This window comes from Duganella rhizosphaerae, assembly GCF_040364205.1.
In the GTDB taxonomy this organism is placed as follows: Bacteria; Pseudomonadota; Gammaproteobacteria; order Burkholderiales; family Burkholderiaceae_D; genus Rugamonas; species Rugamonas rhizosphaerae.
Map to the genome: position 1 here is coordinate 140,022 of NZ_BPWK01000001.1, position 25,279 is coordinate 165,300.

Annotated in this window: 22 protein-coding genes and 1 tRNA gene; 10 read left to right on the forward strand and 13 right to left on the reverse strand. The window is 63.8% G+C overall.

Translation table 11 applies throughout. The annotated features are described in order from the left end of the window. Positions 1 to 82 precede the first annotated feature (82 nt). Genes RUGAMON1_RS00640 through RUGAMON1_RS00650 form a run of 3 tightly spaced genes read left to right on the forward strand, consistent with a single transcriptional unit; the run spans position 83 to position 2,030 of the window. A complete protein-coding gene (locus RUGAMON1_RS00640; protein ID WP_445228685.1) occupies positions 83 to 991 on the forward strand; it encodes an alpha/beta fold hydrolase in 909 nt (302 codons plus the stop codon). Then, on the forward strand, positions 988 to 1,335 hold the full coding sequence (locus RUGAMON1_RS00645) for an antibiotic biosynthesis monooxygenase family protein (RefSeq protein ID WP_116988002.1): 348 nt from the start codon (positions 988 to 990) through the stop codon (positions 1,333 to 1,335). The genes RUGAMON1_RS00640 and RUGAMON1_RS00645 overlap by 4 nt, the downstream gene beginning before the upstream one ends. Further along, the gene (locus RUGAMON1_RS00650; protein WP_445228686.1) at positions 1,332 to 2,030 is read left to right on the forward strand and encodes an ArsR/SmtB family transcription factor; all 699 of its coding nucleotides are present in this window, start codon (positions 1,332 to 1,334) and stop codon (positions 2,028 to 2,030) included. The genes RUGAMON1_RS00645 and RUGAMON1_RS00650 overlap by 4 nt, the downstream gene beginning before the upstream one ends. Here the strand turns inward: RUGAMON1_RS00650 and RUGAMON1_RS00655 are convergent. The 3 genes from RUGAMON1_RS00655 to RUGAMON1_RS00665 all read right to left on the reverse strand — a co-directional run bounded on the left by RUGAMON1_RS00655 (position 2,014) and on the right by RUGAMON1_RS00665 (position 4,866). After that, positions 2,014 to 2,826, reverse strand: a complete 813-nt coding sequence (locus RUGAMON1_RS00655) for a hypothetical protein (protein WP_445228687.1) — start codon at positions 2,824 to 2,826, stop codon at positions 2,014 to 2,016. The two genes, RUGAMON1_RS00650 and RUGAMON1_RS00655, sit on opposite strands and share 17 nt — an antisense overlap. A 98-nt stretch (positions 2,827 to 2,924) precedes the next feature. Then, positions 2,925 to 4,259 carry an MFS transporter gene (locus RUGAMON1_RS00660; RefSeq protein WP_445228688.1) on the reverse strand — a complete coding sequence of 445 codons (1,335 nt, stop codon included), beginning with the start codon at positions 4,257 to 4,259 and terminating at the stop codon, positions 2,925 to 2,927. Between the two features lie 121 nt (positions 4,260 to 4,380). Beyond that, a complete protein-coding gene (locus tag RUGAMON1_RS00665) occupies positions 4,381 to 4,866 on the reverse strand; it encodes a hypothetical protein (protein ID WP_445228689.1) in 486 nt (161 codons plus the stop codon). 168 nt (positions 4,867 to 5,034) lie between these two features. Between RUGAMON1_RS00665 and rpsO the strand changes: the two genes are divergently transcribed. The 5 genes from rpsO to RUGAMON1_RS00690 all read left to right on the forward strand — a co-directional run bounded on the left by rpsO (position 5,035) and on the right by RUGAMON1_RS00690 (position 9,171). Beyond that, entirely contained in the window at positions 5,035 to 5,304 is a 270-nt protein-coding gene (rpsO, locus tag RUGAMON1_RS00670; RefSeq protein ID WP_008450438.1) for a 30S ribosomal protein S15, read from the forward strand. Positions 5,305 to 5,635: 331 nt separating this feature from the next. Continuing rightward, complete coding sequence (gene pnp / locus RUGAMON1_RS00675) at positions 5,636 to 7,759, forward strand: polyribonucleotide nucleotidyltransferase (RefSeq protein WP_445228690.1); 2,124 nt, start codon at positions 5,636 to 5,638, stop codon at positions 7,757 to 7,759. A gap of 87 nt (positions 7,760 to 7,846) precedes the next feature. After that, on the forward strand, positions 7,847 to 8,278 hold the full coding sequence (locus RUGAMON1_RS00680) for a DUF29 domain-containing protein (protein WP_445228691.1): 432 nt from the start codon (positions 7,847 to 7,849) through the stop codon (positions 8,276 to 8,278). Positions 8,279 to 8,289: 11 nt separating this feature from the next. Continuing rightward, a complete protein-coding gene (locus RUGAMON1_RS00685) occupies positions 8,290 to 8,721 on the forward strand; it encodes a DUF29 domain-containing protein (protein ID WP_445228692.1) in 432 nt (143 codons plus the stop codon). A 6-nt stretch (positions 8,722 to 8,727) separates the two neighbouring features. Then, on the forward strand, positions 8,728 to 9,171 hold the full coding sequence (locus RUGAMON1_RS00690) for a DUF29 domain-containing protein (protein ID WP_445228693.1): 444 nt from the start codon (positions 8,728 to 8,730) through the stop codon (positions 9,169 to 9,171). Here the strand turns inward: RUGAMON1_RS00690 and RUGAMON1_RS00695 are convergent. After that, positions 9,156 to 10,559 carry a PQQ-dependent sugar dehydrogenase gene (locus RUGAMON1_RS00695; protein WP_445228694.1) on the reverse strand — a complete coding sequence of 468 codons (1,404 nt, stop codon included), beginning with the start codon at positions 10,557 to 10,559 and terminating at the stop codon, positions 9,156 to 9,158. The genes RUGAMON1_RS00690 and RUGAMON1_RS00695 overlap by 16 nt on opposite strands. Positions 10,560 to 10,700: 141 nt before the next feature. On the opposite strand from RUGAMON1_RS00695, the gene bla reads away from it, so the two are divergent. Further along, positions 10,701 to 11,549, forward strand: coding sequence for a subclass B3 metallo-beta-lactamase (gene bla, locus RUGAMON1_RS00700; protein WP_445228695.1), 849 nt, complete (start codon positions 10,701 to 10,703; stop codon positions 11,547 to 11,549). Further along, positions 11,546 to 12,253: an alpha/beta fold hydrolase gene (locus RUGAMON1_RS00705; protein WP_445228696.1), complete on the forward strand. Its 708-nt coding sequence runs from the start codon at positions 11,546 to 11,548 to the stop codon at positions 12,251 to 12,253. Before bla ends, RUGAMON1_RS00705 begins: the two co-directional genes overlap by 4 nt. Here the strand turns inward: RUGAMON1_RS00705 and RUGAMON1_RS00710 are convergent. From RUGAMON1_RS00710 to RUGAMON1_RS00750, 9 genes are all read right to left on the reverse strand, one after another. After that, a tRNA-Sec gene (locus RUGAMON1_RS00710) sits at positions 12,238 to 12,333 on the reverse strand. The two genes, RUGAMON1_RS00705 and RUGAMON1_RS00710, sit on opposite strands and share 16 nt — an antisense overlap. A gap of 6 nt (positions 12,334 to 12,339) precedes the next feature. Further along, the gene (selB, locus tag RUGAMON1_RS00715; RefSeq protein ID WP_445228697.1) at positions 12,340 to 14,253 is read right to left on the reverse strand and encodes a selenocysteine-specific translation elongation factor; all 1,914 of its coding nucleotides are present in this window, start codon (positions 14,251 to 14,253) and stop codon (positions 12,340 to 12,342) included. Further along, positions 14,250 to 15,701 (reverse strand): L-seryl-tRNA(Sec) selenium transferase, encoded by a 1,452-nt coding sequence (selA, locus tag RUGAMON1_RS00720; protein WP_445228698.1) that lies wholly within the window; start codon positions 15,699 to 15,701, stop codon positions 14,250 to 14,252. The genes selB and selA overlap by 4 nt, the downstream gene beginning before the upstream one ends. Continuing rightward, positions 15,698 to 16,699 (reverse strand): formate dehydrogenase accessory protein FdhE, encoded by a 1,002-nt coding sequence (gene fdhE, locus RUGAMON1_RS00725; protein WP_445228699.1) that lies wholly within the window; start codon positions 16,697 to 16,699, stop codon positions 15,698 to 15,700. The genes selA and fdhE overlap by 4 nt, the downstream gene beginning before the upstream one ends. A 70-nt stretch (positions 16,700 to 16,769) precedes the next feature. Next, positions 16,770 to 17,423: a formate dehydrogenase subunit gamma gene (locus tag RUGAMON1_RS00730; protein WP_445228700.1), complete on the reverse strand. Its 654-nt coding sequence runs from the start codon at positions 17,421 to 17,423 to the stop codon at positions 16,770 to 16,772. Further along, positions 17,420 to 18,334: a formate dehydrogenase subunit beta gene (gene fdxH, locus RUGAMON1_RS00735; protein WP_445228701.1), complete on the reverse strand. Its 915-nt coding sequence runs from the start codon at positions 18,332 to 18,334 to the stop codon at positions 17,420 to 17,422. The genes RUGAMON1_RS00730 and fdxH overlap by 4 nt, the downstream gene beginning before the upstream one ends. A gap of 19 nt (positions 18,335 to 18,353) precedes the next feature. Continuing rightward, positions 18,354 to 21,425: a formate dehydrogenase-N subunit alpha gene (gene fdnG, locus RUGAMON1_RS00740; protein ID WP_445228702.1), complete on the reverse strand. Its 3,072-nt coding sequence runs from the start codon at positions 21,423 to 21,425 to the stop codon at positions 18,354 to 18,356. Positions 21,426 to 21,568: 143 nt separating this feature from the next. Next, entirely contained in the window at positions 21,569 to 23,110 is a 1,542-nt protein-coding gene (locus RUGAMON1_RS00745) for a histidine-type phosphatase (RefSeq protein ID WP_445228703.1), read from the reverse strand. Between the two features lie 3 nt (positions 23,111 to 23,113). Beyond that, the gene (locus tag RUGAMON1_RS00750; RefSeq protein WP_445228704.1) at positions 23,114 to 25,192 is read right to left on the reverse strand and encodes a TonB-dependent siderophore receptor; all 2,079 of its coding nucleotides are present in this window, start codon (positions 25,190 to 25,192) and stop codon (positions 23,114 to 23,116) included. Positions 25,193 to 25,279 lie beyond the last annotated feature (87 nt).

Genomic DNA, 25,279 nt, shown 5'->3' on the forward strand with positions numbered 1-25,279 from the left:
CATCGCCCGCATGCTTCGTTCCACGCCGAAGCATGGGCCGATTCAAACAGCTATCTTGTCGATTCGATGACAGGAGGTTGCAATGATCAAACTGATGGAAACGCCCATGCTGGCGCTGCAAGTACGCCGCGCCGCCGAGGATCTGGGCGATGTAATCTACGTGCACGGCTCGACGTTCGGCGCCGATCTCTCCGTTTTCTATTCCTTCGACGACCGCAGCTGGGCCGATGCGCTGAACGCCGCCGGCTTCAATGTGTGGGGCTTCGACTTTGCCGGCTATGGCGCGTCCGAGCGATACGCGCAACACGACAGCATTCCCGTTGGCGACTTGCGCAGCGTGCAGGAGCAGCTGCACCGCGTGGTCTGCGCCGTTCGCGAGCGCAACGGCGGCCGGCCTGTCATGCTGCTGGCGCATTCATGGGGCGGTTCGGTGGCATTGCGCTATGCGGGCGCGCACCCGCAGGCGTTGGCCGCGCTGGCGCTGTTCGCGCCCATCGTGATGCGCGGCGCCGCCACCTCGGCGAGCGGCTATGTGCCGGCCGCCGCCGGTGCCGCGTCACACTTCCCACTGACGGCATGGGCGCAGTACCGCCGTTTCGTTGAAGACGTCCCGCGCGGCCATCCGCAGCTGCTGGATGAAGCGCACTTCCAGCACTGGAGCGCCGCCTTCCTGGCGACCGATCCCGACGCCGCCGGCCGCACACCGCCCGCCGTGCTGACACCCGCGGGACCGCAGGCCGATGTGCGCGCCTTGTGGTCCGGCGAGGCGCTGTACGATGCCCCGCGCGTCACTGCGCCGACGCTGCTGGTGCGCGGCGCATGGGACAGCGTGTGTACCGAGGCCGACGCCGTCAATCTGCTCGCCGACCTGGGCGCTGGCATCAAGCGCTGCGAGACCTTCCCACGCGCTACGCACCTGATGCATCTGGAGTCGTCACGCGGGCTGCTTTACAATGCCGTCAACGCCTTTTTGCTCAGGAGCGCCACATGATCGCCGTGATATTCGAAGTCATCCCCAGCACCGAAGGCTATGCCGAATACCTCGACCGCGCGGCCCAGCTGGCGCCGCTGCTGGAGAAGATGGACGGCTTCATTTCCATCGAACGCTTCGAAAGCCTGAAGTCCCCCGGCAAGCTGCTGTCGTTGTCCTTCTGGCGCGACGAGCAGGCGGTGCGCGCCTGGCGCGAACAGGAGCAGCACCGCGAGGCGCAAAGCGCAGGCCGCGCCGGCGTGTTCGACAACTATCGCTTGCGCGTGGCCAGCGTCATTCGCGACTACGGCCTGATGGAGCGCGACGAAGCGCCGCCATATCACCCCCCGGTGGCCGCGCGATGAGCACGCCGCAACCGCGCTTCGCCCGCGTCGCCGCCGCGATCGGCGACCCGACCCGCGCGCTGATGCTGTCACGCCTGCTCGATGGCCGCTTCTACACCGCCACCGATCTGGCGCAGCATGCCGGCGTTTCCGCGCCGACCGCGTCGCAGCACTTGAAATTGCTGGTGGAAGAGCGTCTGGCGAGCGTGCGCGCGCAAGGCCGCCACCGCTACTACATGCTGGCCGACGGCAACGTCGCCCACGCACTGGAAGCGCTGCTGCGCGTGGCCGACGGCGCGCTGCCCGAGAGCACGCGCTGGCAGGCGCCGGCCATGCGCGGCCTGCGCCATGCGCGCAGCTGCTACGGCCATCTGGCCGGCGTGCTGGGCGTGGATCTGTGCCGCTGCTTCGTCGACAACGGCTGGGTGCAAGTAGGAGAGGGCGACGGCCACGACTATCCGCTCACTCCCTTGGGGCAGGCGCAACTGCGCCAGCTGGGCATCCAGCTGGCGGAAGGCGCGCCGGCCCAGCGCCAGTTGTATGGCTGCGTCGACTGGTCCGAGCGGCGCGACCATTTCGCCGGACCGTTGGCCGTCGCGCTGCTCGATAACTTCGTCGGGCGCGGCTGGCTGCGCCGCAGCGGCGACACGCGCGCGCTGGAAGTTTCGGCCAGCGGCAAGGCCGAACTGGCCGCGTGGCTCAGAAGCGGAACTTGACGTAGGCGGCCGGGCCGTTCAAGCGGACATTGACGTCGGTGGCATTGCGCTCGCGGGTCAGGCTGATCTTGGTCGCGCTGTATTCCGCCACCAGTCCGACGGCGGGCGTGGGATACCATTCCACGCCGATGGCGCCGCCATAGATATGGCCCTGGATGCTGCCGCCGTTTTTCTTGATGCCGCTGGCGTCCACATACATGCGCATGTTTTGTGAGAAGGCATGGCGCCAGCCCAGCTCCAGCAAGGGCGCGTAGGCGTTCTCATTTTCCGCATACGCGGCATCGCCGGCGACGCCGTTCAACACGCCGCTGGCGGTGCCGTCGATGCGCGCGCGGTAGTAGGCGGCGCCGACGCCGATGCCGAATACATCATTGCCGCTGCCCAGCCACCATTTGTAGGCCAGGTTGGCCAGGTCCAGTTTCAGCTTGGCGTCCAGCTTGCCGTTGCCGGTCAGCGGTATGCCGTTGCGGTTGGTGGCGCCGGTCAGGGTAGGGTTGTAGCGCTTGCTGTAGTTGTAGTAGTCGAAGTCCAGGCCCTGCGTATCGCCCAGCAGCAGTTGCGCCCTCACGCGCGGCAGCGTCACGTGATCGGCCTTGTAGCTGCCGCTGTCGATGTGGCCGTAGTTGGTGTCGGCTTCGTAGTTGATGCGCGGGTCGGCGTAGTAGGCGCCGACCGATATGCTGGCGCGGTCCAGCGCCGGCGATGGATCGGCCCAGGCCATGGTGGCAGCGGTGCTGAGAGCGAGCAGTGCGGCGGCGTAAATGGCATGGCGTGCCGGGGGCGTGCGTAAGGACATGGAAGACTCCGATCAGTTGGCGATTGAATTTCGGAATCTTAGCAACCGGCCACTACGACCGGCGTCGGCGCACTGCCAAATATGGCGTGGGACTGATCCTACTCGTCCTCGTCAATACGCAGGGACAGCGCGGCCGCGATGAACATCGAGATGCCGCCGAGTACCAGCATCATCACGGCGCTGCCGTTGAAAACGTGCGTCAGGAAGTAGCCCAGACAGACGCCGGACACCACCTGCGGGATCACGATCGACATGTTGAACATGCCCATGTACATGCCCATTTTCTTCGCCGGAATCTTCCCCGCGAGGATGGCGTATGGCATCGACAAGGTGCTGGCCCACGCCAGGCCGACGCCGGCAAACGACAGCAGCAACATCATCGGCGATGTGATGAAGTAGATCGAGATGAAGCTGAGCCCGCCCACGACCAGCGCCAGCGCATGCGCAGTCTTGCGGCTGGTGCGCGCGGCGACCAGCGGCAGCACGAAGGCGAAGGCGATAGAGGCCGCGTTGTAGACGGCGCCGCACACGCCCCACCAGTTGGCGCCTTCGTTGTACAGCGCGGAGCTGGTGTCGGTGGCGTGGTAGATGTGCTGCGTCAGCGTGGCCGTGCCGTAGGTCCACATCGAGAACCAGGTGAACCAGGTGAAGAACTGCACCAGCGACAACTGCACCATGATCTTGGGCATGTTGAGGTAGTCGTTGATGAAGCCGCGCAGGCCGGTCGCCGCGTGCGCCTCCGGTTCCGCTTCGGGATGGAACTGGCTCAGCTGTTCAGGCGAATATTCGCGCGTGCGCAGCACCGTCCACAACACGGCCGCCAGGTAGATCGCGCCGCCGATGTAGAAGGCATAGACCACCGAGTCCGGCGTCTTGCCGGCGGCGGCGGTGTTGGCGACGTTGAACCAGTGCGTCAGCACCCACGGCAGCGCCGAGGCGCCCACCGCACCCACGCCGATGAAGAAGGTTTGCACCGCATAGCCGGTAGTGAGCTGTTCTTTCGGCAGCAGGTCGCCGACGAAGGCGCGGAACGGCTCCATCGAAATATTGATCGCGACGTCGAGCACCAGCAGCATGGCGGCGGCGGTCCACAGCACGGTGGCGTTGGGCAAGCCCAGCATGGCCAGCGTGGCCAGCACGGCGCCGATGAAGAAGTAGGGGCGGCGGCGGCCCCAGCGGCCCCAGGTGCGGTCGCTCAGGTAGCCGATGATGGGTTGCACCAGCAGGCCGGCCAGCGGCGCGGCGGTCATCAGAAAGCCGATCTTGTCGAGCTCGGCGCCCATGGTCTGGAAGATGCGAGGGACGTTGCTTTGCTGGAGGGCGAAGCCGGCCTGGATGCCGAGAAAACCAAAGCTCATGTTCCAGATGGCCCAGAACGACAGCTTCGGCTTTTGCGCCGGCGCGGCGGCGGCGCCGGTTTCGGCTAGTTTCACATTTGCATGCATGGGGATCTCCGTTTTTGTTGGCGTATTATCTACTTGAAAAAGTAGTTTGGCTACAAAATGCGGAGATCCTGCACGATACGAAGTGATTCCTTTGTATCTTTGCTACATTTTAGCGGCGACGCGATTCCCGTTCCGGATCCGGGCCGTTGACCATGGCCTGGACGATGCCGTTGCGGTCGAATTCCACATGCATCACGGAATCCCACACGTTTTGTTCCTTGTAGCGATAAACCCACACATCGCCGTCGACGCTGGCGTAATGCACCTGCTGGGCCGGTTTGCCGAAGGTGCTGAGGATGGTTTGCTTGCTATCCTTGCGCGGTTTGACGGTGGCGAACTTCTCGCTGCTGAGCACCTGCTCGAAGGAAATCAGCTTGCCGTCCGGGCCGATGCGCGCCATATGGGTGTACTGCCCGAACGGGCCGCCTGCGTATTCGAGCATGATGTCCGGGCCGTTGGCATAGGTGCCGGTGGGCTGGCCCAACTTGGCCTTGACGGCGTCGACCGGTTCGCCGGCCGCCAGCGGAGGGGAGTTGAGGCTGGCGCAAGCGCTCAACATGGCAGGCAAGATTGCCGCAAATATCATTTTTTTCATCGCACACCCCTCTATAGGACCGGAAAGATAGAACAATTGTAGCCAACACAGGATACATGTGGGAGTTTTTCCGCTATACTTCCGGGTCTGGTCTTCGGATCAGTTTTTTTTGAAGTTCACGATGTGCAGGGTTACGACTCCGCGCACCGCATGTTAAAGGTAAATATCATGACCGTAGAAAACATCAACAAAGCCGCCATTATCGCGGACAACGCCCGTGGTCAAAAAGACACCGGCTCCCCAGAAGTTCAAGTTGCGCTGCTGACCGCACGCATCAACGAATTGAACGGCCACTTCAAGGCACACAGCAAGGATCACCACTCGCGTCGTGGTCTGATTATGATGGTTAACCGTCGTAAGAGCCTGCTGTCCTACCTGAAGGGCAAAGATGCTACCCGTTATCGCGATCTGATCGCTAAACTGGGTCTGCGTAAGTAATTTTTTGCGTCATCCGGCTTAATCGAAATGCCTGCGCCAGTTTGCTGACGCGGGCATTTTGTCATTTTTGCCGGGAAAACTTGCCAAGCGGAATAGCGTCTTGGCAGTGCGACATGGAATTCCTGGGTTTTATTAGAGACCGTTTCAAAATGGGCAGGGCTAGGCGCAGCGACGAAGACAGTGCGGCCTGCACGACGAGGCGCTGCAACGACGCCATGCCCATTTTGAAGCGGTCTCTTAAGCAGTTGCAGTAAAGATGGCAGCTATGCCGTCTGTGGTGAGGTGAACGACAGCCCCTGAAAATCTGTCGGCAAATAGAAAGGGATTACCCATGTTTAATAAAGTTACGAAAACCTTCCAGTACGGTCAACACACCGTGACGCTGGAAACCGGCGAGATCGCTCGCCAGGCCTCCGGCGCAGTTCTGGTATCGATCGAAGATACCGTGGTGCTGGCTACTGTCGTCGCACGCAAAGACGCCAAGCCAGGCCAGGACTTCTTCCCGCTGACCGTCGACTACGTTGAGAAAACCTATGCTGCCGGTAAAATCCCGGGCGGTTTCTTCAAGCGTGAAGGTCGTCCTTCGGAAAAAGAAACACTGACATCCCGCCTGATCGACCGTCCTATCCGTCCTCTGTTCCCAGAAGGCTACCTGAACGAAGTGCAAGTGATCATTCACGTGCTGTCGGTCAACCCGGAAATCGACCCAGACATCGCCGCCATGATCGGCGCATCGGCCGCCCTGTGCGTGTCGGGCGTACCGTTCAACGGCCCGGTCGGCGCAGCGCGCGTCGGCTACGCCAACGGCCAGTACATCCTGAACCCTACCGTTGAACAACTGAAGACCTCGCAGATGGATCTGGTTGTCGCCGGTACCGAAACCGCCGTGCTGATGGTGGAATCGGAAGCCAAGCAACTGTCCGAAGAAATCATGCTCGGCGCGGTCGTATTCGGCCACACCGAAATGAAAGCAGTCATCGACGCGATCCACGAGCTGGTGCGCGACGGCGGCAAGCCGGAAGTTGAGTGGGTCCCACCAGCGAAGAACGAAGCGCTGATCGGCCGCGTGGCGCATTTCGCCGCGAGCAAAATCAACGCCGCATACCAGACCAAAGACAAGCAAGAGCGCACCGCCAAGCTGAAGGCCGCCACCAGCGAAGTGCTGGCCGACCTGTCCGCTGAAGCCGCCGCCGCTGGCGCCGCGCCAGTCGACGCAGCCGAAGTGAACAACATTCTGTTCGACATCGAAGCCAAGATCGTCCGTACCCAGATCCTGGACGGCGAGCCACGCATCGACGGCCGCGACACCCGCACCGTACGTCCGATCTCGATCCGTACCTCGGTGCTGCCACGCACCCACGGTTCGGCGCTGTTCACCCGCGGTGAAACGCAGGCGCTGGTGGTTGCCACTCTGGGCACCGCACGCGACAGCCAGAAGATCGACGCGCTGATGGGCGAGTTCACCGATTCCTTCATGCTGCATTACAACATGCCACCGTTCGCCACCGGCGAAACCGGCCGCGTCGGTACGCCTAAGCGCCGCGAAATCGGCCACGGCCGTCTGGCCAAGCGCGCGCTGATCGCCGCACTGCCGGCACCGGAAGAGTTCAGCTACTCCGTGCGCCTGGTGTCGGAAATCACCGAATCGAACGGTTCGTCGTCGATGGCTTCGGTCTGCGGCGGCTGCCTGGCGCTGATGGACGCTGGCGTTCCAATGAAAGAGCACGTCGCCGGTATCGCGATGGGCCTGATCAAGGAAGGCGGCAAGTTCGCGGTGCTGTCGGACATCCTGGGCGATGAAGATCACCTGGGCGACATGGACTTCAAAGTAGCCGGTACCCGCAACGGTATCACCGCGCTGCAGATGGACATCAAGATCATGGGCATCACCAAGGAAATCATGCAAGTGGCGCTGGCGCAAGCCAAAGAAGGCCGCGAGCACATCCTGGGCGAAATGCAAAAAGCCATGCCGACCGTGAAGACCGAACTGTCGGACTTCGCACCGCGCCTGATCACCATCAAGATCAACCCAGAGAAGATCCGTGACGTCATCGGCAAGGGCGGCGCAGTCATCCGCGCGCTGACCGAAGAGACCGGCACCCAGATCGACATCAGCGACGAAGGCGTGGTCACCATCGCTTCCGTCGACGCCGCCGCCGGCCAGGAAGCCAAGCGCCGCATCGAAGAACTGACCGCTTCGGTCGAAGTGGGCAAGACCTACGACGGCGTGGTGTTGAAGCTGCTGGACTTCGGCGCGATCGTTCAGGTCATGCCAGGTAAAGATGGTCTGCTGCACATCTCGCAAATCGCCAACGAGCGCGTCAACGCCGTTGCCGACTACCTGAAAGAAGGCCAGGCAGTGCGCGTCAAGGTTCTGGAAACCGACGACCGCGGCCGCCTGAAGCTGTCGATGAAAGCCGCTGCTGAAGAAGCCGCTGCCGCCGCTGCACAGTAATCTCAGACTAGTCTGATCGAAAGCCGTCCTTCGGGGCGGCTTTTTTTCGTCCCGAACTTTTAGAGCCGTGCCCGGTCTAACCGGATCATGGGCACCTTATACGAAGACGACATCATTGCCTGGTCCGAACAGCAGGCGGCCCTGCTGCGCGCCGGCCGCTGGGAGCTGCTGGATCATGAAAACATCGCCGAGGAGATCGAGGATGTGGGCCATCGGGAAAAGAAAGAGCTGCGCAGCCGCTTGGTCGTGTTGCTCGCGCATCTATTGAAGTGGCAATTCCAGGCATCGCATCGCGGCCCCAACTGGGTGCACACCATAGACACCCAGCGCGTGGCGATCGACGACGCGCTGGAAGATTGCCCCAGCTTGCAGACGCTGCTGGACGATCCGCAATGGCTGGAAACGACCTATCGCCGCGCCGTCAGGGATGCCCAGGCGCAGACGCGCTTGAAGGTCTTTCCCGCCGAACTGCCGTGGCGGCTTGAACAAGTCCTATCGCCCGATTTCTGGCCTGACTAGCGGAGGTGATCATGGGGACGTTATATGAAGACGATGTCATTGCCTGGTCCGAACAGCAGGCGGCCTTGCTGCGTAGTGGTCATTGGTCGGAGCTGGACATCGACAATATCGCCGAGGAGATCGAGGATGTGGGCAAGAGCGAAAAACGAGAGCTACAAAGCCGGCTGTCCGTATTAACTTCGCATCTTCTGAGGTGGAAGTTTCAGCCAACCAGGCGTGCTCGTAGTTGGAAAAATACGATACGGGAGCAGCGTACGGCCATCTGGCAGGACATCAAAAAAACGCCTGGCCTGAAATCACTGATAAGTAATCCCAATTGGGTGGCAGGGGCCTATCGTCGAGCGCTGATCGACACCTACGCTGAGACCTCTTTGCCCGCTCTGCCGGACGAGTCGCCGTGGACGATCGCGGAGATCCTGACGGAGGAGTTCTTTCCGGAGTAAATAATCATGGCTACAGGATATGAGGACGACGTGGCGGCATGGGCGAAGGAGCAGGCTTTCTGGCTGCGGTCAGGGCAACTCTCTCTGGCCGATGCCCTGCATCTGGCGGAAGAGATTGACGGTGTGGCCGCATATTTTGAGTTTGAGCTGGACAATCGATGCTCGACCTTGCTGGCGCACCTCGCGCGTTGGCAAAGGCAGGAAGGAAATCGCTGCGAGCTGTGGCGCCAGCTCATCGTGTTACAGCGCCGGCGAATAGAGCGAATGCTGGCGCGCCTGCCCAGCTTGCGTGCAGCCATTGCGGACCCTGAATTTCTTCAGGATGTATGGCTGGACGCCTTGATCAAAGTGGTGGGAGAGAACTACTGCTACGACGTGCCCGAAACCAGCCCCTGGTCGTTGGCGCAGGCGCTGGCTCAGGATTTCTTTCCAGACTATTTGCCGTCGTAAGTGACGCGGTACACACGGCCGCCGTAGTCGTCCGATACGATCATCGACCCGTCCGGCAGCGTGGCCACGTCCACCGGCCGGCCCACCACTTCCTCGCCGCGCAGGAAGCCGTCGATGAAGGCGGTGTCGGTGACGACCTTGCTGTTGTACAGCGTAATCAGGCGCACGCTGTAGCCGCTCTTGGTCGTGCGGTTCCACGAGCCATGCTCGGCGATGTAGACGTTGTTGCGATACGCCTCGGGGAACTGCTTGCCGGTGTAGAAAGTCAAACCCAGCGGCGCCACGTGCGGCCCCAGCTTGGCGACCGGCGCTTCGAACTCCTCGCAGCTACGGCCCTTGGCGAAGTCCGGGTCCGGCACCACGCCGCCGTGGCAGTAGGGGAAGCCGAAATGGAGGCCGGCCTTGGGCGCCACGTTCAGTTCGCACGACGGCGTGTTGTCGCCCATCTCGTCGCGGCCGTTATCGGTGAACCACAGCACCTTGGTGGTCGGATGGAAGGCGAAGCCCACCGTGTTGCGCACGCCGCGCGCGTATTCCTCCAGCTGGCTGCCGTCCGCATTCATACGATAGATCTTCGCGCTCTTGGTGTCCTCGACATCGCACACATTGCACGGCGCGCCGACCGGGATGTACAGCTTGCCGTCCGGTCCGGCCTTGATGACCTTCTCGCCATGCCACTTGTCGTTCGGCAGGCTGACCTTGACCACCTCGTAGGATGGCTTCTGCGCGTAGCGCTTGTCGATATTGTCGAAGCGGATCACGCGGCTGATCTCTCCCACGTACAGCGCGCCGTTGAGCAACGTCACGCCGATCGGGTGCTCCAGGCCTTCGGCGATGGTGACCACGTCGGCCGTCTGCTTGTCGGCGCGCGGCACCAGCGCATACACCTTGCCGGCCTTGCGCGAGCCGACGTAGACGATGCCGCTGTCAGACACCACCATGCTGCGCGCGGCGCTGACCTGGTTGGCGTAGACGCTGATGTGGAAACCCTTCGGCAGCTTGAAGCCGCTCAGGTCGGGCACAGTCTGCTGCGCCCTGGCCTCGGGCGTCAGCGCCACGGCGGGCTTGGCGGCGTTGGCGGCGATCAGGTCGGCCAGCAGCGCGATCTGCGTCGGGTTCAGGGCAGGGGACCAGGCCGGCATATCCTTCTCCGGCACGCCCTTGCTGATAATCTTGATGAGGTTGGCCCTGGTGGGCGCTCCGTGCAGCCAGGCGTGATCGCCCAGCGACGGGCCGACGGCGCCTTCCATCTTGACGCCATGGCAGGCGGCGCAGTTGGCCTGGTAGAGCTTTTCGGCGGCGCCCAGTTTCGGTTCGGCCGTATGGCCGGCGAGGGAGGCGGCGGCCAGGCAGGCCAGGAGGGCGGCGCGGAGTGCGGGATGTTTCATGGACGATTCCTTCGAGTGGCGACACGGTATTGTGCCAGTGTCTACCAGCTATTACCATGTTGCCGATACCACAAGCCGTACCCGAGCAGTGTGTCCGGATGTACAATGTTCTTTCTTTACTAACTCTCTCGCCGTCATTCCATGATCAAACCCTTGCTGGCCGCTGTGCTCTGCGGTCTTGCCGCTTTTGCCTCCGCAAACACGCCCGACGACAACTGGAACAAGCCGGTCGAACCCTTCCAGATTTACGGCAACAGCTACTACGTCGGCGTCAGCAGCCTCAGTGCGGTGCTGGTGACTTCGCCGCAGGGCCATATCCTGCTGGACGGCGGCTATCCCGATTCGCCGCAACGCATCGCCGCCAGCATCAGCAAGCTGGGTTTCCGCATACAGGACGTCAAGCTGATACTGAGCTCGCACGGTCACATGGACCACGCCGGCGGCATCGCAGAACTTCAGCGCATGAGCGGCGCGACGGTGGTGGCCAGCCCCCTGACGGCTGCGGACCTGAAGCGCGGCGGCATGTCCAAGGATGATCCTCAGTTCGTCGGCAGTACGCCGTTTGCCAAGGTGGCCAAGGTGCGCGCGGTGCGCGATGGGGAAGTCGTCAAAGTCGGCCCGCTGACGGTGACCGCGATGTACACGCCGGGCCACACCTCGGGCGGTACCAGCTGGACGTGGAACTCCTGCGAACAAGAGCGCTGCGCCAGCATCGTTTTCGCCGACAGCATCAACCCCGTTTCCAGCGCCGGCTATAAGTTCAGCGCCCATCCGCAAGTGCTGAAGCAATATGAGCGGAGCTTTGCGGCGCTGGGACAGGCCTCGTGCGACATCATCATCGCCGTGCATCCAGAATTCTCCGGCACCTGGGACAAGCTGAAGAGCGATAAACCGCATCCCTTGCTGGACGACGGCGAGGGCTGCAAAGCTTACGCCGGACAATCGCGCGACAATCTGAATCTGCGCCTGGCGAAGGAGGCCGGCAAATGATCGTGGACTTCGATGTGCCCTTCGACGGCCATGTGCTCAAGGGCGACCAATACGTCGGCGGTGGCGACAACCGCGTGCTGTATTTGCATGGCGCCGGCGCCAGCACCCGGCGTGGCCATCATCTGCTGCGCAACGCCTTGCAGCAGCGCGGCGTTGGCAGCACCAGCTTCGATTGCATCGGCCATGGCGACACCGGTGGCACGCTGGCGCAATCGTCGGTGGCCTGCCGCACACGCCAGGCGCAGGCGGTGGCCGCTGCGCGCGGCCTGCCGGAGCCGATGGCGGTAATTGGCGCCAGCATGGGCGCCTACAACGCCATCTGCATCACGCAAAGCCATCGTGTCGGTGCGCTGGTGCTGATCGTCCCTGGCGTCTACACGCCGTCGGCGTACGAGGTGCCGTTCGGGCCGGACTTCTCGGCCGTGATACGGCGCGAGCGCAGCTGGGTCGATAGCGACGCCTGGGACATCCTGTCGCGCTTCGAAGGCCGCCTGCTGGTGATCGCCGCCGAGAACGACGCCACGATCCCATTGGAGATCCCGGAGCGTCTGGTGGCCGCCGCGACGCGCGCCCAATCGAGCCGGATGCACGTGGTGCAGGGCGCCGAACACAATCGGCTTTGGTCGCTGCTGGAGGAAACTCCGGCCAGCTTCGACGCCGCTGTTGATATGGTGGCCGATACGGTGAATGGCGGAAGGCAGTAGGAGTCGAACTTACAGGGGAGCGTCTGACGCCCCCCACCGGGTTTGAAGCCCGGCCCCATCACCGGATGAGTATGCCTTCCCTGGTACTACTCGCCACTGCACGACCAGACCGCGTTGGGTCGTATCAAGTGGATGTTGCCTACGCGCCGAGTATAGCCGACGCGATCGAAGAACTCCAATATCTGTATGGCTCGCTTGCGACCCAGTCCGGTCGCGTCGCGAAACGCCGACGCCTGCACCTCGGGCAACGACACCACCAATGCCGCCAGTTCGGCCAGCCGCCTTGGATGATAGAACAGATCCGGCACCAGTTGGCTGATCTCTCCCGTCTTGGAGAGCTTGAGCAGCAAGTGCCGCACCTGCGCTTCTTGCATGCCGTGGTCGCGCGACAGGTCGCGCACCCAGGGCGGATCGTATGCGCCGTCCAGCAGGGAGGCCAGCAAGGGCCTGGCCTGCGCCAGTTCCTGCTCGCTTAGTTCGATGCTGTGGCCGGGCAGGTGCAGGCTGCGGCCGCGCTGCTTCAACTGGCCTGCGGCGATCAAGGTTTCGATCAACCGGCTCCACAGACGGTCTTCCATCTCCGGCGCGACGATGCGCTTGAGGCGCCACAGTTCGGGGCCGGCGTCGTCCGGTGCGCGCGCGTGGAATTCGGCCAGGCCGTCCAGGATGCGGGCGTCCAGCGTTTGCACTCCATCGGCGGCCAACAGCAGCTGGTCGCCGCCTTGCAGCGCGACCTCGATGGTATCCGGCGGTAGTGCGATTTGATCGGCGGGCAGCTGCGACAGGCGCATCAGCGCCGACATGCGCAGGCCCAACGGACTGCGGGCCAGCAGCGATGCGACGTCGCCGCTGCCGACGAAATCGGATAGCGCCTGCAACCACGCCAGCCGCGTGGCGCTGCGCCGCTTGCGCGCCGGGCCGAAGGGATCGAGCACCATGCCGCCGCCGATGGTGGCGGTGGCCTGCGCGTTGCGGATCACGAAGCGGTCGCCGGGGACGGCATGCACCGGCGCGTCCAGCACCAGTTGCACGCGGCCGGTCTGGCCCGGCGCCAGCACGTCGCCGTCCAGCATCACTACGTTCGCCGTATGGTGCGCCGCGCCCAGGTGCACGTGCAGCGGCGACCAGGGCTTCAGCGTCTGGCCACAGTCCGGCGTAAGCGTCAGTTCGGCGTCGATGCGCTCGGAACAGGCGGCGAGCGCCGGGGCGACGACCCAGATGCCGCGCTGTATCTCTTCCTTCGACACGCCGCTTAAATTCAACGCCAGCCGCTGTCCTGCGCGGCCGCTGTCGGCACCGCGGTTCTGCGCATGGATGCTGCGCACGCGCGCCTGCTGTCCGCCCGGCGCCAGTCGCAGCACATCGCCGACGCGAACGCAGCCCGCCAGCGCCGTGCCGGTGACGATGGTGCCCTGGCCCGACAAGGTGAACACACGGTCCACGCCAAGCCGGAACAGGCGCCGTTCGTCGCTCGCCGGCAGCTCCGCCGCCATCAACACCAAATGCCGCAGCAAAGCTTGCACGCCGACGTCCGCAGCCGCGTTGGCATTGGTGCGGAAGATCGGCGCGTCGGCAAAGTCGGTCGCCGCCAGCAGCGCGTTAATGTCCCGCTCCACCTGTTCCACGCGCTGCGTATCGACGCGGTCTATCTTGGTCAGCGCCACGGCGCCGCGCCGCACGCCCAGCAGGCGCAGGATGGCGAGGTGCTCCAGCGTCTGCGGCATGATGCCGTCGTCGGCGGCGATCACCAGCAGCGCGGCGTCGATGCCGGTGACGCCTGCGGCCATGGTGCGGATGAATTTTTCGTGGCCCGGCACGTCGATCACGCCGAGGATCTCGCCGCCGGGTTGGTCGGTATGCAGCGGCGTGTAGGCGTAACCGAGTTCGATCGATATGCCGCGCGCTTTCTCTTCCTTCAGCCGGTCGGTGTCGACGCCGGTGAGCGCGCGCGTCAGCGTGGTCTTGCCGTGGTCGATATGGCCCGCCGTGCCGACGATCATACGGCCAGCAGCGCCAGTTGGTCGGTGAAGCGCTGGCGCTGGTGGTCGTCCAGGCAGCGCAGGTCCAGCCACAAGGCGTCCTGCGCAACGCGGCCGATCACCGGCAGCGGCAATGCGCGCAGGCGCTGTTCCAGCACGCCCAGCGCGTTGCTGACGCGTCCCGCTGCGGCGGCGCGTATCACCAGGCCGTGGCTGGGCAACTGGTCGACGGGCAGGGCGCCGCTGCCGATCTGGCTCATCATCGGCTCGCTGCCCACTTCATAGCCGGCGCCCAGCGCCGCCTGCAATGACGGCAGCAGTGCCTGCGCCAGCTCGCGCATGGCGGCGGCGGGGCGGGTCAGCAGCTTGAGTGTGGTCAGGCGTTCGGGCAGCAGGTCCGGCGCGCGGTACAGCGCGAGCACCGGCTCCAGCGCCGCCAGCGTCAGTTTGCCGACGCGCAGCGCGCGCTTGAGTGGGTTCTTCTTGATCTGCGCGATCAGGTCGGCGCGGCCGACGATGATGCCGCACTGCGGACCGCCCAACAGCTTGTCGCCGCTGAAGGTGACCAGGTCGGCGCCGCCGGCGATGGCTTCGCGCACCGTGGTTTCGTGCGGCAGGCCGTATTGTTCCAGGTCGACCAGCGTGCCGCTGCCCAGGTCCACCGCCAGCGGGATGTTATGCTTCTTCGCCAGCGGCGCCAGCTCGGGCAGTTCGACGCTCTTGGTGAAGCCGGTGATGGCGTAGTTACTGCAATGGACCTTCATCATCAGCGCGGTCTGCGGTCCGGCCGCTTCGGCGTAGTCTTTCAGGTGCGTGCGGTTGGTGCTGCCCACTTCGCGCAGCACGGCGCCGGCGCGGGTCATGATGTCCGGGATGCGGAAGGCGCCGCCGATTTCCACCAGCTCCCCGCGCGAGACGATCACCTCCTTGTCTTGCGCGATCGTGTTCAGCATCAGCAGCACGGCGGCCGCGTTGTTGTTGACGATGGTGGCCGCTTCGGCGCCGGTCAGTTCCAGCAGCAGGTCTTCGACCAGGTTGTCGCGGTCGCCGCGCTTGCCGGTGTCGATGTCCCACTCCAGGTTCATCGGCCAGCGCAGCGCTTCCGCCACGGCCTGCACCGCGCTGTCGGGCAGCAGGGCGCGGCCAAGGTTGGTGTGCAGGACCGTGCCGGTCAGATTGAAGACGGGCCGCAGCGGCGAACGATTGGTGTCGCGCAGGCGTTCTGCCAGCATCGCCAGCAAGGCGGGGATGCCGGTGTCGCCGGCTACTGGCATGCCGTCGCGGCGGCTGGCCAGCATCATGCTGCGCAGTTCGGCCAGAAGCATGCGGGCGGCTTCCAGCGTCTGCACGCGGCCGTATTCGGCGATCAGCGGCGCACATGCGGCGTCCGACAGGATCAGGTGGACGGCGGGCAGGTGGATGGAGCTTGCCGCGGTTGCCGCGCCCATGTCTGCGGTGTCGCCGCTCATTCGGCGTTGAACCACAGCAGAGGATTGCCGCTCGCGCGGGCGTAGCCGGCTTCGCCCACCAGCAGGTCCAGCGCCAGGCTGGCCAGGTCGTCGGCCAGCGGTTCGACGTTGTAGTCGTGCTCCTGATTGAAGATCTTGCGATAGGTCCGGCAGTCGTCGCAGGTTTCGGCGCGCGCCACCTTGCTTGGGTCATTGGCCTTGTTGACGATCTCCAGTCCGCCGTCGGCGGCGTCGGCCGGCTCGATGCTCTGGTAGGCGATGCGCGCCGTATGCTCGCAGCACGAGCACTTGACCCGCACCATGTGCCACTCGCTGGCGCAGCAGCTGCACTGCAAGTAGCGATAACCCTGCGATTGTCCGCCGATGCGGATCACGCTGGCCACCGGATGCGCGCCGCACACGGGGCACAGCGTATTGGTCACCAGCGGTTGCACGCGCTGCGCGTCCAGCTGGCCGGCGCGCATGCTCCACATGACCTGCAACGCCGCCGCCACGAACGGCGCGTGCAGCGGATTCACGCCGTCGGTCAGCTCCGCCAGCACGGCGTCGGCGCAGCCTTCCAGCTCCGCGCTGTCGAGCGAGCGCAGTTCGGCCAGCACCGTGGCAATCTGAGGCTGGCCTTCCGCCAGCGTATCGAGTTGATCGAGCAGGGCGTCGAACACCGAGCGCCACGACGGCGGCCGCGCGCCGCTGACGGGCAGCGGCGGCATATTGTGTTCGAGCGAGACGTCGATGTCGGCGGCGTCGGGCAAGGCGAAGGCCTCTGCCGGAAGGGCCTGCGCCACGGCGGCCTGCGCGTCGACCAGCGCCGCCATCAGCAGCAGGTAGCCGCGCAGCGTTTCGCCGACGGGGATACCTTTGATTTCATTTTTGGCAAGTTGGCGCAGGCGGGCGGCGCGCGTGGAGAACAGGCTGCGCGGCTGCGGCAGCAGCAGGCGCGGTATGGCGTTGTGATCGAGCGCTTCGATCTCGCCGGGTGCAAGCAGACGTTGTACCAAGATGTCTCCCAGATTGCCGGCGGCGACGGCGCCGCCGGCCCGGAGACTATTCTAATCCTAAATTGCTGAGCTAATCACGCGATTTTCGGGCGACTTCCTCGAACCAGCGGGGGTGATGTTTGCGGGCCCACCCATAAGTCACGGTGCCGCGCACCATGGCGCCGATCGAACCCTTCACCCACAGGCCCGCGTAGATGTGGACCACGATGGAGCAGATGATCACAAACGCACAGAAAGCGTGCAGCAGCGCGGCGAAGCGCACGATCTCGATCGGGAAGTAGAACGCGAAGTAGGCCCGCCAGATCACCACGCCCGACAGCAGCAGCCCGCACATGCAGAAGATCAGCACATAGAACAGCAGCTTCTGTCCCGCGTTGTAGCGGCCCACCTTGGGCAGCTTGTCTTCGCGGTTGTTGACGACGTCGCCGATTTGATCCAGCCACTGCCTATCGCCCGGCTCGAACTTGTTGTGATGCCAGAAACGCATCACCAGCAGCGCGAACGACACGAACATCACCAGCCCGATAAACGGATGCAGGATGCGCGTCCATTGGCCGCCGCCCAGGAACACGGCCATCCACGCCGTCGCCGGATGGAACATGGCCAGCCCGGACACCGCCAGCAGGATGAAGCAGATGGCCGTTACCCAGTGGTTGCTGCGCTCATTGGGCGTATAGCGTTCGATCAGCGGATTGCCGTCCTTGTCGCGATTTGGCGTGCTCATTTTTCGCTCTCCCGGATGCGGTTGGCCTCATGCAGCGCCTCGGCTTCCTCGTCCTTGCTGACCTCATTCGGACCGACGCGCGAATAGTGGAACCAGCCTGCCAGCGCGGTGACGGCGATGCCGGCCAGCGCCAGGGGCTTGGTCAGGCCCTTCCACAATCCGACCATCGGGCTGATGCTCGGATTCGCTTTCAGGCCGTGGTACAGGCCCGGTTGGTCCGCGTGGTGCAGCACATACATCACATGCGTGCCGCCGACGCCCGCCGGGTCGTACAAGCCCGCGTTGGCGTAGCCGCGCGACTTCAGGTCCTCGATGCGCTCCGCCGCGTGCTCCTTCATGTCCTCCTTGGTGCCGAAGACGATGGCGCCGGTAGGGCAGGTCTTGACGCAGGCCGGCTCCTGGCCCACCGCCACGCGGTCCGAGCAGAGCGTGCACTTGTAGGCGCGGTCGTCCTTCTTGGAGATGCGCGGCACGTCGAACGGGCAGCCGGCCACGCAGTAGCCGCAGCCGATGCAGTTCTCCTGATGGAAGTCGACGATGCCGTTGGTGTACTGGACTATGGCGCCCGGCGCGGGGCAGGCCTTCAGGCAGCCCGGGTCCTCGCAGTGCATGCAGCCGTCTTTGCGTATCAGCCATTCCAGGTTGCCGTCGTTGGTCTCGTGTTCCGAGAAACGCATCACGGTCCATGATTGCGGCGACAGGTCGATCGGGTTGTCGTACACGCCGGTGGTTTCGCCGATATCGTCGCGCAGGTCGTTCCATTCCATGCAGGCGGTCTGGCAGGCCTTGCAGCCTATGCACTTCGACACGTCGATCAACTTGGCGACGGTGCCGGTGACAGGCGTGCGCGCCACCGGTTCCTGCACCGTCGTCGCCGACATGCGTTTGATATCAAGGGATTGTAGTGCCATGGTCATTCTCCTCGGGCCGTCATGCTTTTTCCACTTTCACCAGGAAGGACTTGAATTCCGGTGTCTGTGAATTGCCGTCACCAACCGTCGGCGTGAGGGTGTTGATCAGGTAGCCCGGTTTGGTGACTCCCTTGAACCCGAAGTGGATCGGCAGTCCGACCTGGTGGGTCTTCTTGCCATCGATGATGAGCGCCTTGATACGCTTGGTCACCACGGCTTTCGCCACGATGTGCCCGCGCTTGGAGCTGACCTTGACGCGGTCGCCGTGCGCCACGCCCAGCTCCTTGCCCAGCTCCTCGCCGATCTCGACGAATTGCTCCGGCTGGATAATGGCGTTCAGGCGCGCGTGCTTGGTCCAGTAGTGGAAGTGTTCCGTCAGGCGGTAGCTGGTGGCCACGTGCGGGAACTCCGCCACCTTGCCCAGCTTGGCCCGGTCGTTCGGGAACATGCGGGCGGCCGGATTGCTGGTGGCGCGCGCATTGGTCGGATGCAGCGGGTTGTGGCCGATCGGCGACTCGAACGGCTCGTAGTGCTCGGGGAAGGGACCCTCGGCCATGGCGTCGCGCGAGAAGAAGCGCGCCACGCCTTCGGCCAGCATGATGAAGGGGCCCATGCCGTTTTCCGGCGGTTCGTCCGCCTTGAAGTCGGGGACGTCGGCGCCGGCCCAGTTGGCGCCGTTCCAGCTCACCAGCTTGCGCGTCGGATCCCACGGTTTGCCTTTCGGATCGCAGGAGGCGCGGTTGTACAGGATGCGGCGGTTGGCCGGCCAGGCCCAGGCCCAGTTCAGCGTCTGGCCGATGCCGCTCGGGTCGGAGTTGTCGCGCCGTCCCATCTGGTTGCCGGCGGCGGTCCAGCAGCCGGCGAAGATCCAGCAGCCGCAGGCCGTGCTGCCGTCGTCGCGCAATTGCGCGAAGCCTGCCACCTGCTCGTTCTTCTTCAGGATGACTTTCGTCGGGTCCTTCGGATCGGTGAGTTCCTTCAGCGCCTTGCCGTTGTACTCCATCGCCAGCTCTTCCGGCGTGGGGCTGAACGGCTTGGCGTAAGGCCAGGTCAGGTTGACGATAGGGTCGGGGAACTTGCCGCCGTCGGTCTGGTACGCCTTTTTGATGCGCAGGAAGATGCCGGACATGATCTCCAGATCGCTCCTGGTCTGCCCCGGGCCGTCGGCTCCTTGCCAGTGCCATTGCAGCACGCGCGAGGAACTCACCAGCGAGCCGCGTTCCTCGGCGAAGCAGGTGGTCGGCAGGCGGAATACCTCGGTCTGGATCTTGGTCGGATCGACCTGGTGGAACTCGCCGAACGGACGCCAGAACTCCGCCGTCTCCACCGCGAGAGGATCCATCACCACCAGGAACTTCAGCTTGGACAAGGCTTCCGTGATCTTCTGCTTGTCCGGCGCCGAGGCCAGGATGTTGAAGCCCTGGCAGATGTAGCCGTTCATTTTCCCTTGATGCATAAGCTCGAAGGCCTGCATCATGTCGTAGGGCTTGTCCAGCTTGGGCAGGTAGTCGAAGGCGTAGTTGTTCTCCTCCGTCGCCGCGTCGCCCCACCAGCATTTCATGAAGCTGACCAGGAACTTTTTGGCGTTGCTGTAGTAGCTGAGCTGATTCGGACGCAAAGGCTTCAGCGCGCGCTTGGCGGCGTAGGCCTCGAAGTCCTGCTCCGCTTCGCCGGGCAAGGTGAGGTAGCCGGGCAGCATATTGGTCAGCAGCCCCAGGTCCGTCAGGCCCTGGATGTTGGAGTGGCCGCGCAGCGCGTTCATGCCGCCGCCGGCGATGCCGATGTTCCCCAGCAGGAGCTGCACCATGGCGCCGGTGCGCAGCGTTTCCGCGCCGGTGGAGTGCTGCGTCCAGCCCAGCGCATACAGGATGGTGGCGGCGCGGCCCGGAACGGCGGTCGATGCCAGCATCTCGGCGACTTTGAGGAATTTCTCCGGCGGCACGCCGCAGGCTTTTTCCACCATCGCCGGCGTGTAGCGCTCGTAGTGTTTCTTCATCAGCTGGTACACGCAGCGCGGGTGTTCGAGCGTGGCGTCGATCTTGGCGTAGCCGTCGTCGCCCATCTCGTAGTTCCAGCTGCTCTTGTCCGTGTACTTGCCTGCTTTTTCGTCCCAGCCCGAATACAGGCCGTCGTTAAAGGCGAAATCCTCGCGCACGATGAAGGGCATGTCCGTGTAGTTGCGGACGTACTCGTGCTGTATCTTGTCGTTCGTGAGCAGGTAGTTGATGATCCCGCCGAGGAAGACGATGTCCGCGCCGGTGCGGGTAGGGACGTAGTAGTCCGCCACCGAAGCGGTACGGGTAAAGCGCGGATCAACCACGATCAACTTGGCGCCGCGATGCGCCTTCGCTTCCGTGACCCATTTAAAGCCGCAAGGGTGTGCTTCTGCTGCGTTACCGCCCATGACCAGGATGACATCGGCGTTCTTGATGTCTACCCAGTGATTCGTCATCGCACCACGTCCAAATGTCGAGGCAAGACCTGCCACCGTCGGACCGTGTCATACACGCGCTTGATTGTCGAATGCCAGCATGCCCAGACTGCGCATGGTTTTATGGGTTAAGTAGCCTACCTCGTTGGTGCTCGCCGACGCGCACAGCATGCCGGTGGTGGTCCAGCGGTTGACGGTCTTGCCGTCCGCCGTCTTGTCGATGAAATTGGCGTCGCGATCGGCCTTCATCAACTTGGCGATGCGGGTCAGCGCGTCGTCCCAGGACATCTTGCTCCATTCGGTCGCACCGGGCGCGCGGTACTCGGGCACCATCAGGCGATTTTCGGAGTGGATGAAATCGATGAGGCTCGCGCCTTTGGGGCATAGCGTGCCGCGGTTGACCGGATGGTCGGCATCGCCCTCGATATGAATGATGCTGGCCTTGGCGTTCTTGGCGCCGTCGCCCAGGCCGTACATGAGAATTCCGCACCCGACGGAGCAGTAGGGGCAGGTGTTACGGGTTTCGGTGCTGCGCGCCAGCTTGTACTGCCGGACTTCGGCCAGGGCCGATGCCGGCGCAAAGCCGAGCAGCGCGATGCTCGAACCCGCGATGGTCGCGCCAGTCACCCGAAGGAACTGACGCCTGGTCATCTGGTTCATGGGGTAAGCCTCTCATATTATGAAAAGACCTACCAAGTCTATCACTATAAAAAAGGGATCCTCGTAACGAATTGAATCAGATGTTGTGTTTTCGGCAGCCGAAGGCCTTCAGTGATAGTTTAAATGGCAAGCTTGCATCGGCATTACTTCGGCATATGGCAGGCGCGCAGGCCGGCGTAGTCGTAGTAGTGACTTGTGGGCGCAATCTTCGCCTGCTCGCAGCCACGCTTGAAGTCCATCTCCTTCTCGTTGTACAGCATGCGGACCAGCGTGCGGCCCTGGTCATTGGTGTAGACGTCCCACTGGATGTTGGCCGCCATCGGCGCGACCGCGTCACCGCGCCAGCTGCTGTTGCTGTAACTGTAGGTCGTCGCGCGCGGCAGCTGCTCGGACATGCCGGGCAGGCCGAGGATGGCCGCCATCGGAATGACGATTTCGGCGTGGGCGAAGCGCAGCTTGGCGGCGTGCGACAGATCGCCCTTGGCGACGGCGTCCACCTCGCTGAAAAAATCGTCGAGCAGCGTTTGCGCCATGCGGTAGTTGACGCCGCCGTTTTCGCTGATGCCGGGACCCTTGCTGTAGAAGGCGATGGCGTCTTCGGTGGCCGCGAACACCGCCGCCTGCTGCGCCGGCATGTAGCGGGTAAAGTCGGCTTTCAGCTCGGCCTTCATGTCGGCGGCGGCCGCGTACAGGTCGTAGAGTGCCTGCGCGGCGTCGATCGCGGATTTGATCTCGGTGTCGCCGTCGCCGGCCAGCTTGTTGGTGAACTGCTTGTCGGCGCTGGTGTAGCTGTACGTGCCGGTGTTGGCGGCGCTGTAGCGGCCCTGTTCCAGTCCTTCGATAAAGGCCTGTGTGAACAGCCGCCCCAGTACCGCCTTGGCTGCCGCCGCCACCTGCGGCTGCGCCAGCACGGCGGCTTCGCGCGCCCGCAATTCGTCGCTCCTGGCCCAGGCCTGGTATTCCTGGCTGGCCTGGTAAGTGGCGTGCAGCGGATCGCTATCGTCGGCCACCAGGTCCTGCTTCGCGCTCAGTTTGTGGAAGTAGAGCAGGAAGCGGTCGGTGCCTGCCGGTCGGCCGTCGTGATTCGTTTCGGCGCGCGGCGCCAGCGATGGCGGACGCACGATCAGCGCTTGCAGATTGGGCTGCTGCGCCACTAGCGATCCGGCGAAGTAATCGCCGCTGTCGACGGCGCGGTCCTTGCCGGAGGTGACCAGCAGGATCCGGCGAGGCTGCGCGCCTGCGGCGGCGCTGCGAAACAGCTGCGGCAGGCGGCGATACATGCGCTCTGCGAGCTGCTTGTGCTCCGTCACACCCTGCATGGTCTCGTTGCCGTAGCCCGGCTTGGTGATGCCGGCCACACCGTAGCCCAAGAGGGCGTTGGCCTTCATCATTTGCAGCAGGTCTTCGCCGAGGTGGGCGCCCAGCGGCGTCAAGGCTTTCTCCTTGCTGGCCAGCTGCCACAGGTTATAGAGCGCCAGGTCGGTCTTCATGCTGCTTAAACCGCGCGACCCATGCCGCGCCAGCAGCTGGGTGTAGACCGCGCGGTAGCCTTGCGGCGGGGCTTCATAGCTGGCGCCGGCCTGTTGCGGTTGATACGGCGTCTTGGTTTGATAGTACTGCTCGCCGACGGCGTTCAACATCAACAGGGACAGCGCGGCGCCTGCCGCAAGGCGTGGTGGTTTCATGTCTTAGAAGTCTACGCGAACATTCACGCTGGCGGTACGCGGCGAGCCGACGTTCAGGTAGTTCTCCTGGTAGTAGGTCCAGTATTTGCGGTTGGCGATGTTCGAGATGTTGGCGCGCACGCTGACCATCTTGCCGAAGTAGCGGTGACGGTAATTGAAGCCCGCATCGAACAGCGTGTAGGCCGGCAGCGTGTTGACGTTGGCCGCATCCATCGGCAGCTCGCCCAGGTACTGGGTACCCGCGTGCAGCGCCAGGCCTGGCAGCACATCGCGCCAGGTCGCCTGCACCGAAACCTGGCGGCGCGGTGCGCCGACAGCGCGTTTGCCGCTGTAGCCGGCGGCGGCGTTTTCCAGCGTCGCATCCAGCAGCATCAGCCCACCTTCGACCGACAGGTTTTTAGTCGCCTGCACCACGGTGTTGAATTCCACGCCCTGGTATTTGGATTCGCCGTCTGCCACGAAGACGTTGCCGGCATTCGTGTACTGCGCGCCGCGCTTGATGTGGAACAGCGCGGCGCTGGCGTTCCAGAAGCTGCGCTCCGTCTTGATGCCGACTTCGGCCTGCTTGCTCTTCAACGGAGCGAAGGTCTGGTTGGCGTTGACGGTGGACGTCGGCGCGCTGGAAGCCTGCTCCATCGCCTCGACATAGCTGCCGTAGACGGTGGTGTCGGCGGCGGGCTTGTACATCAGCGCCACGGTCGGCGTGGTGCGCTGCGCAGGATAGTTGGCGGTGACCACGGCCTTTGTGGAATAGGCGTTGTCGTTGTAGCGGGTGTAGCGGGCGCCGGCCAGCAGCGACCAGTTGTCGGTCAGCTTGACGGTGTCGCAGGCGAAGGCCGCTTCCTGGCGGGTCGCTTCGTCGCGGTAGGTGCCGCCGCTCCAGTTGATGCTGTCGACGTTGATGATGGTCGGCGCGTACAGGTTGCCGGTGCCCATATAGGTTTTCGGTGTCACCGCGGAGGAGGTCGACGACAGGTTCTGCGAGGTCACGCCGACGACGATTTCATGCGCCAGGCCCAAGGCGCTGACTTTGCCTTCGAAGCTGGCCTGTGCCTGGTCGAAGTGGTAGCCGTGCAGCTCGGAGGTGACTCGGTCCTTGTAGTCGCCCTTGTTGCTGGTGATGTAGTACTGGTCCTTTTTATACACGCGGGTCGAGTTCGAGGTGCGGTAGGACAGGTTCGCCATCCATTCAGGGCTCAGGCGGTATTCCATGCCGACCGTGGACAGCGCGAATTCGACGTCGCTGCCGGCGCCGATGCTGTTCAATCTACTGTCGCCGGCGATCGGCTTCGGCACCACGTACAACGGCGAGATCACCACATCGGTGCCGCCTACGCTTTTGCGGCGTTGGTAGATCGCGTCGTAGGTGATCGCCACGTCGCTGTTGACGCGCCATTCCAGGTTGATGCCCGCGGCGTTACGCTTGATGGAGCCGCTTTCTTCCTGGACGCCGCCGTCTTCGTGCAGCAGGTTCAGACGGTAGCCGAAGCCGCCTTCGTCGCCCAAACGACCACCGGTGTCGATATGTTCCTTGATCGCGCCGCCTTCCTGATAGCCCAGCGCGGCGCTGAAGCTCTTGTCGGTGGTGGGGCGCTTGCTGACGTAGTTGACGATGCCGCCCGGCGAACCGAAGCCGTACATAAAGCCGGTCAGGCCTTTCAGCACTTCCACGCTCTCGAACATTTCCAGCGGCATTTCGGTGCCGCGGTTGACGTTGGCCAGGCCGTTGATCTTGTAGCCGTTCAGGTCATCGAGGCGCAGGCCGCGCATCTGGATGGTGGCCGGGTGGGTGCTGATCGGCGGGCTGATGGCGGTGACCGAGGCGTCGTACTTCAGTACTTCGGAGATGCTGGTGGCCAGGCGGTCTTCGATTTCGTCGCTGCTGACGGCCTTGGTGGAGAAGGGGGTATCGAGTTCCGACTTGCGTCCCAGTGCGCCGCCGCTGACGCTGTCGCCCAGCTTTTTCTTTTCCACCGTCGCCTTGATGACGACCTTGGACAGCGCGCCTTCGCCGCTGTCTTCTGTGGCGAAGGCAGCGCCGTGCAGTGCGCACAGGCCGGCGGCCGCGAGGGCCAGGTGCAAACGGGATTTAGAGAAAGGGGACGGGTGCATGGGAACCTAAAGAAGAGGGGCGATATAAAGCCCGCAATCTTATCGGTCTTGTATGAC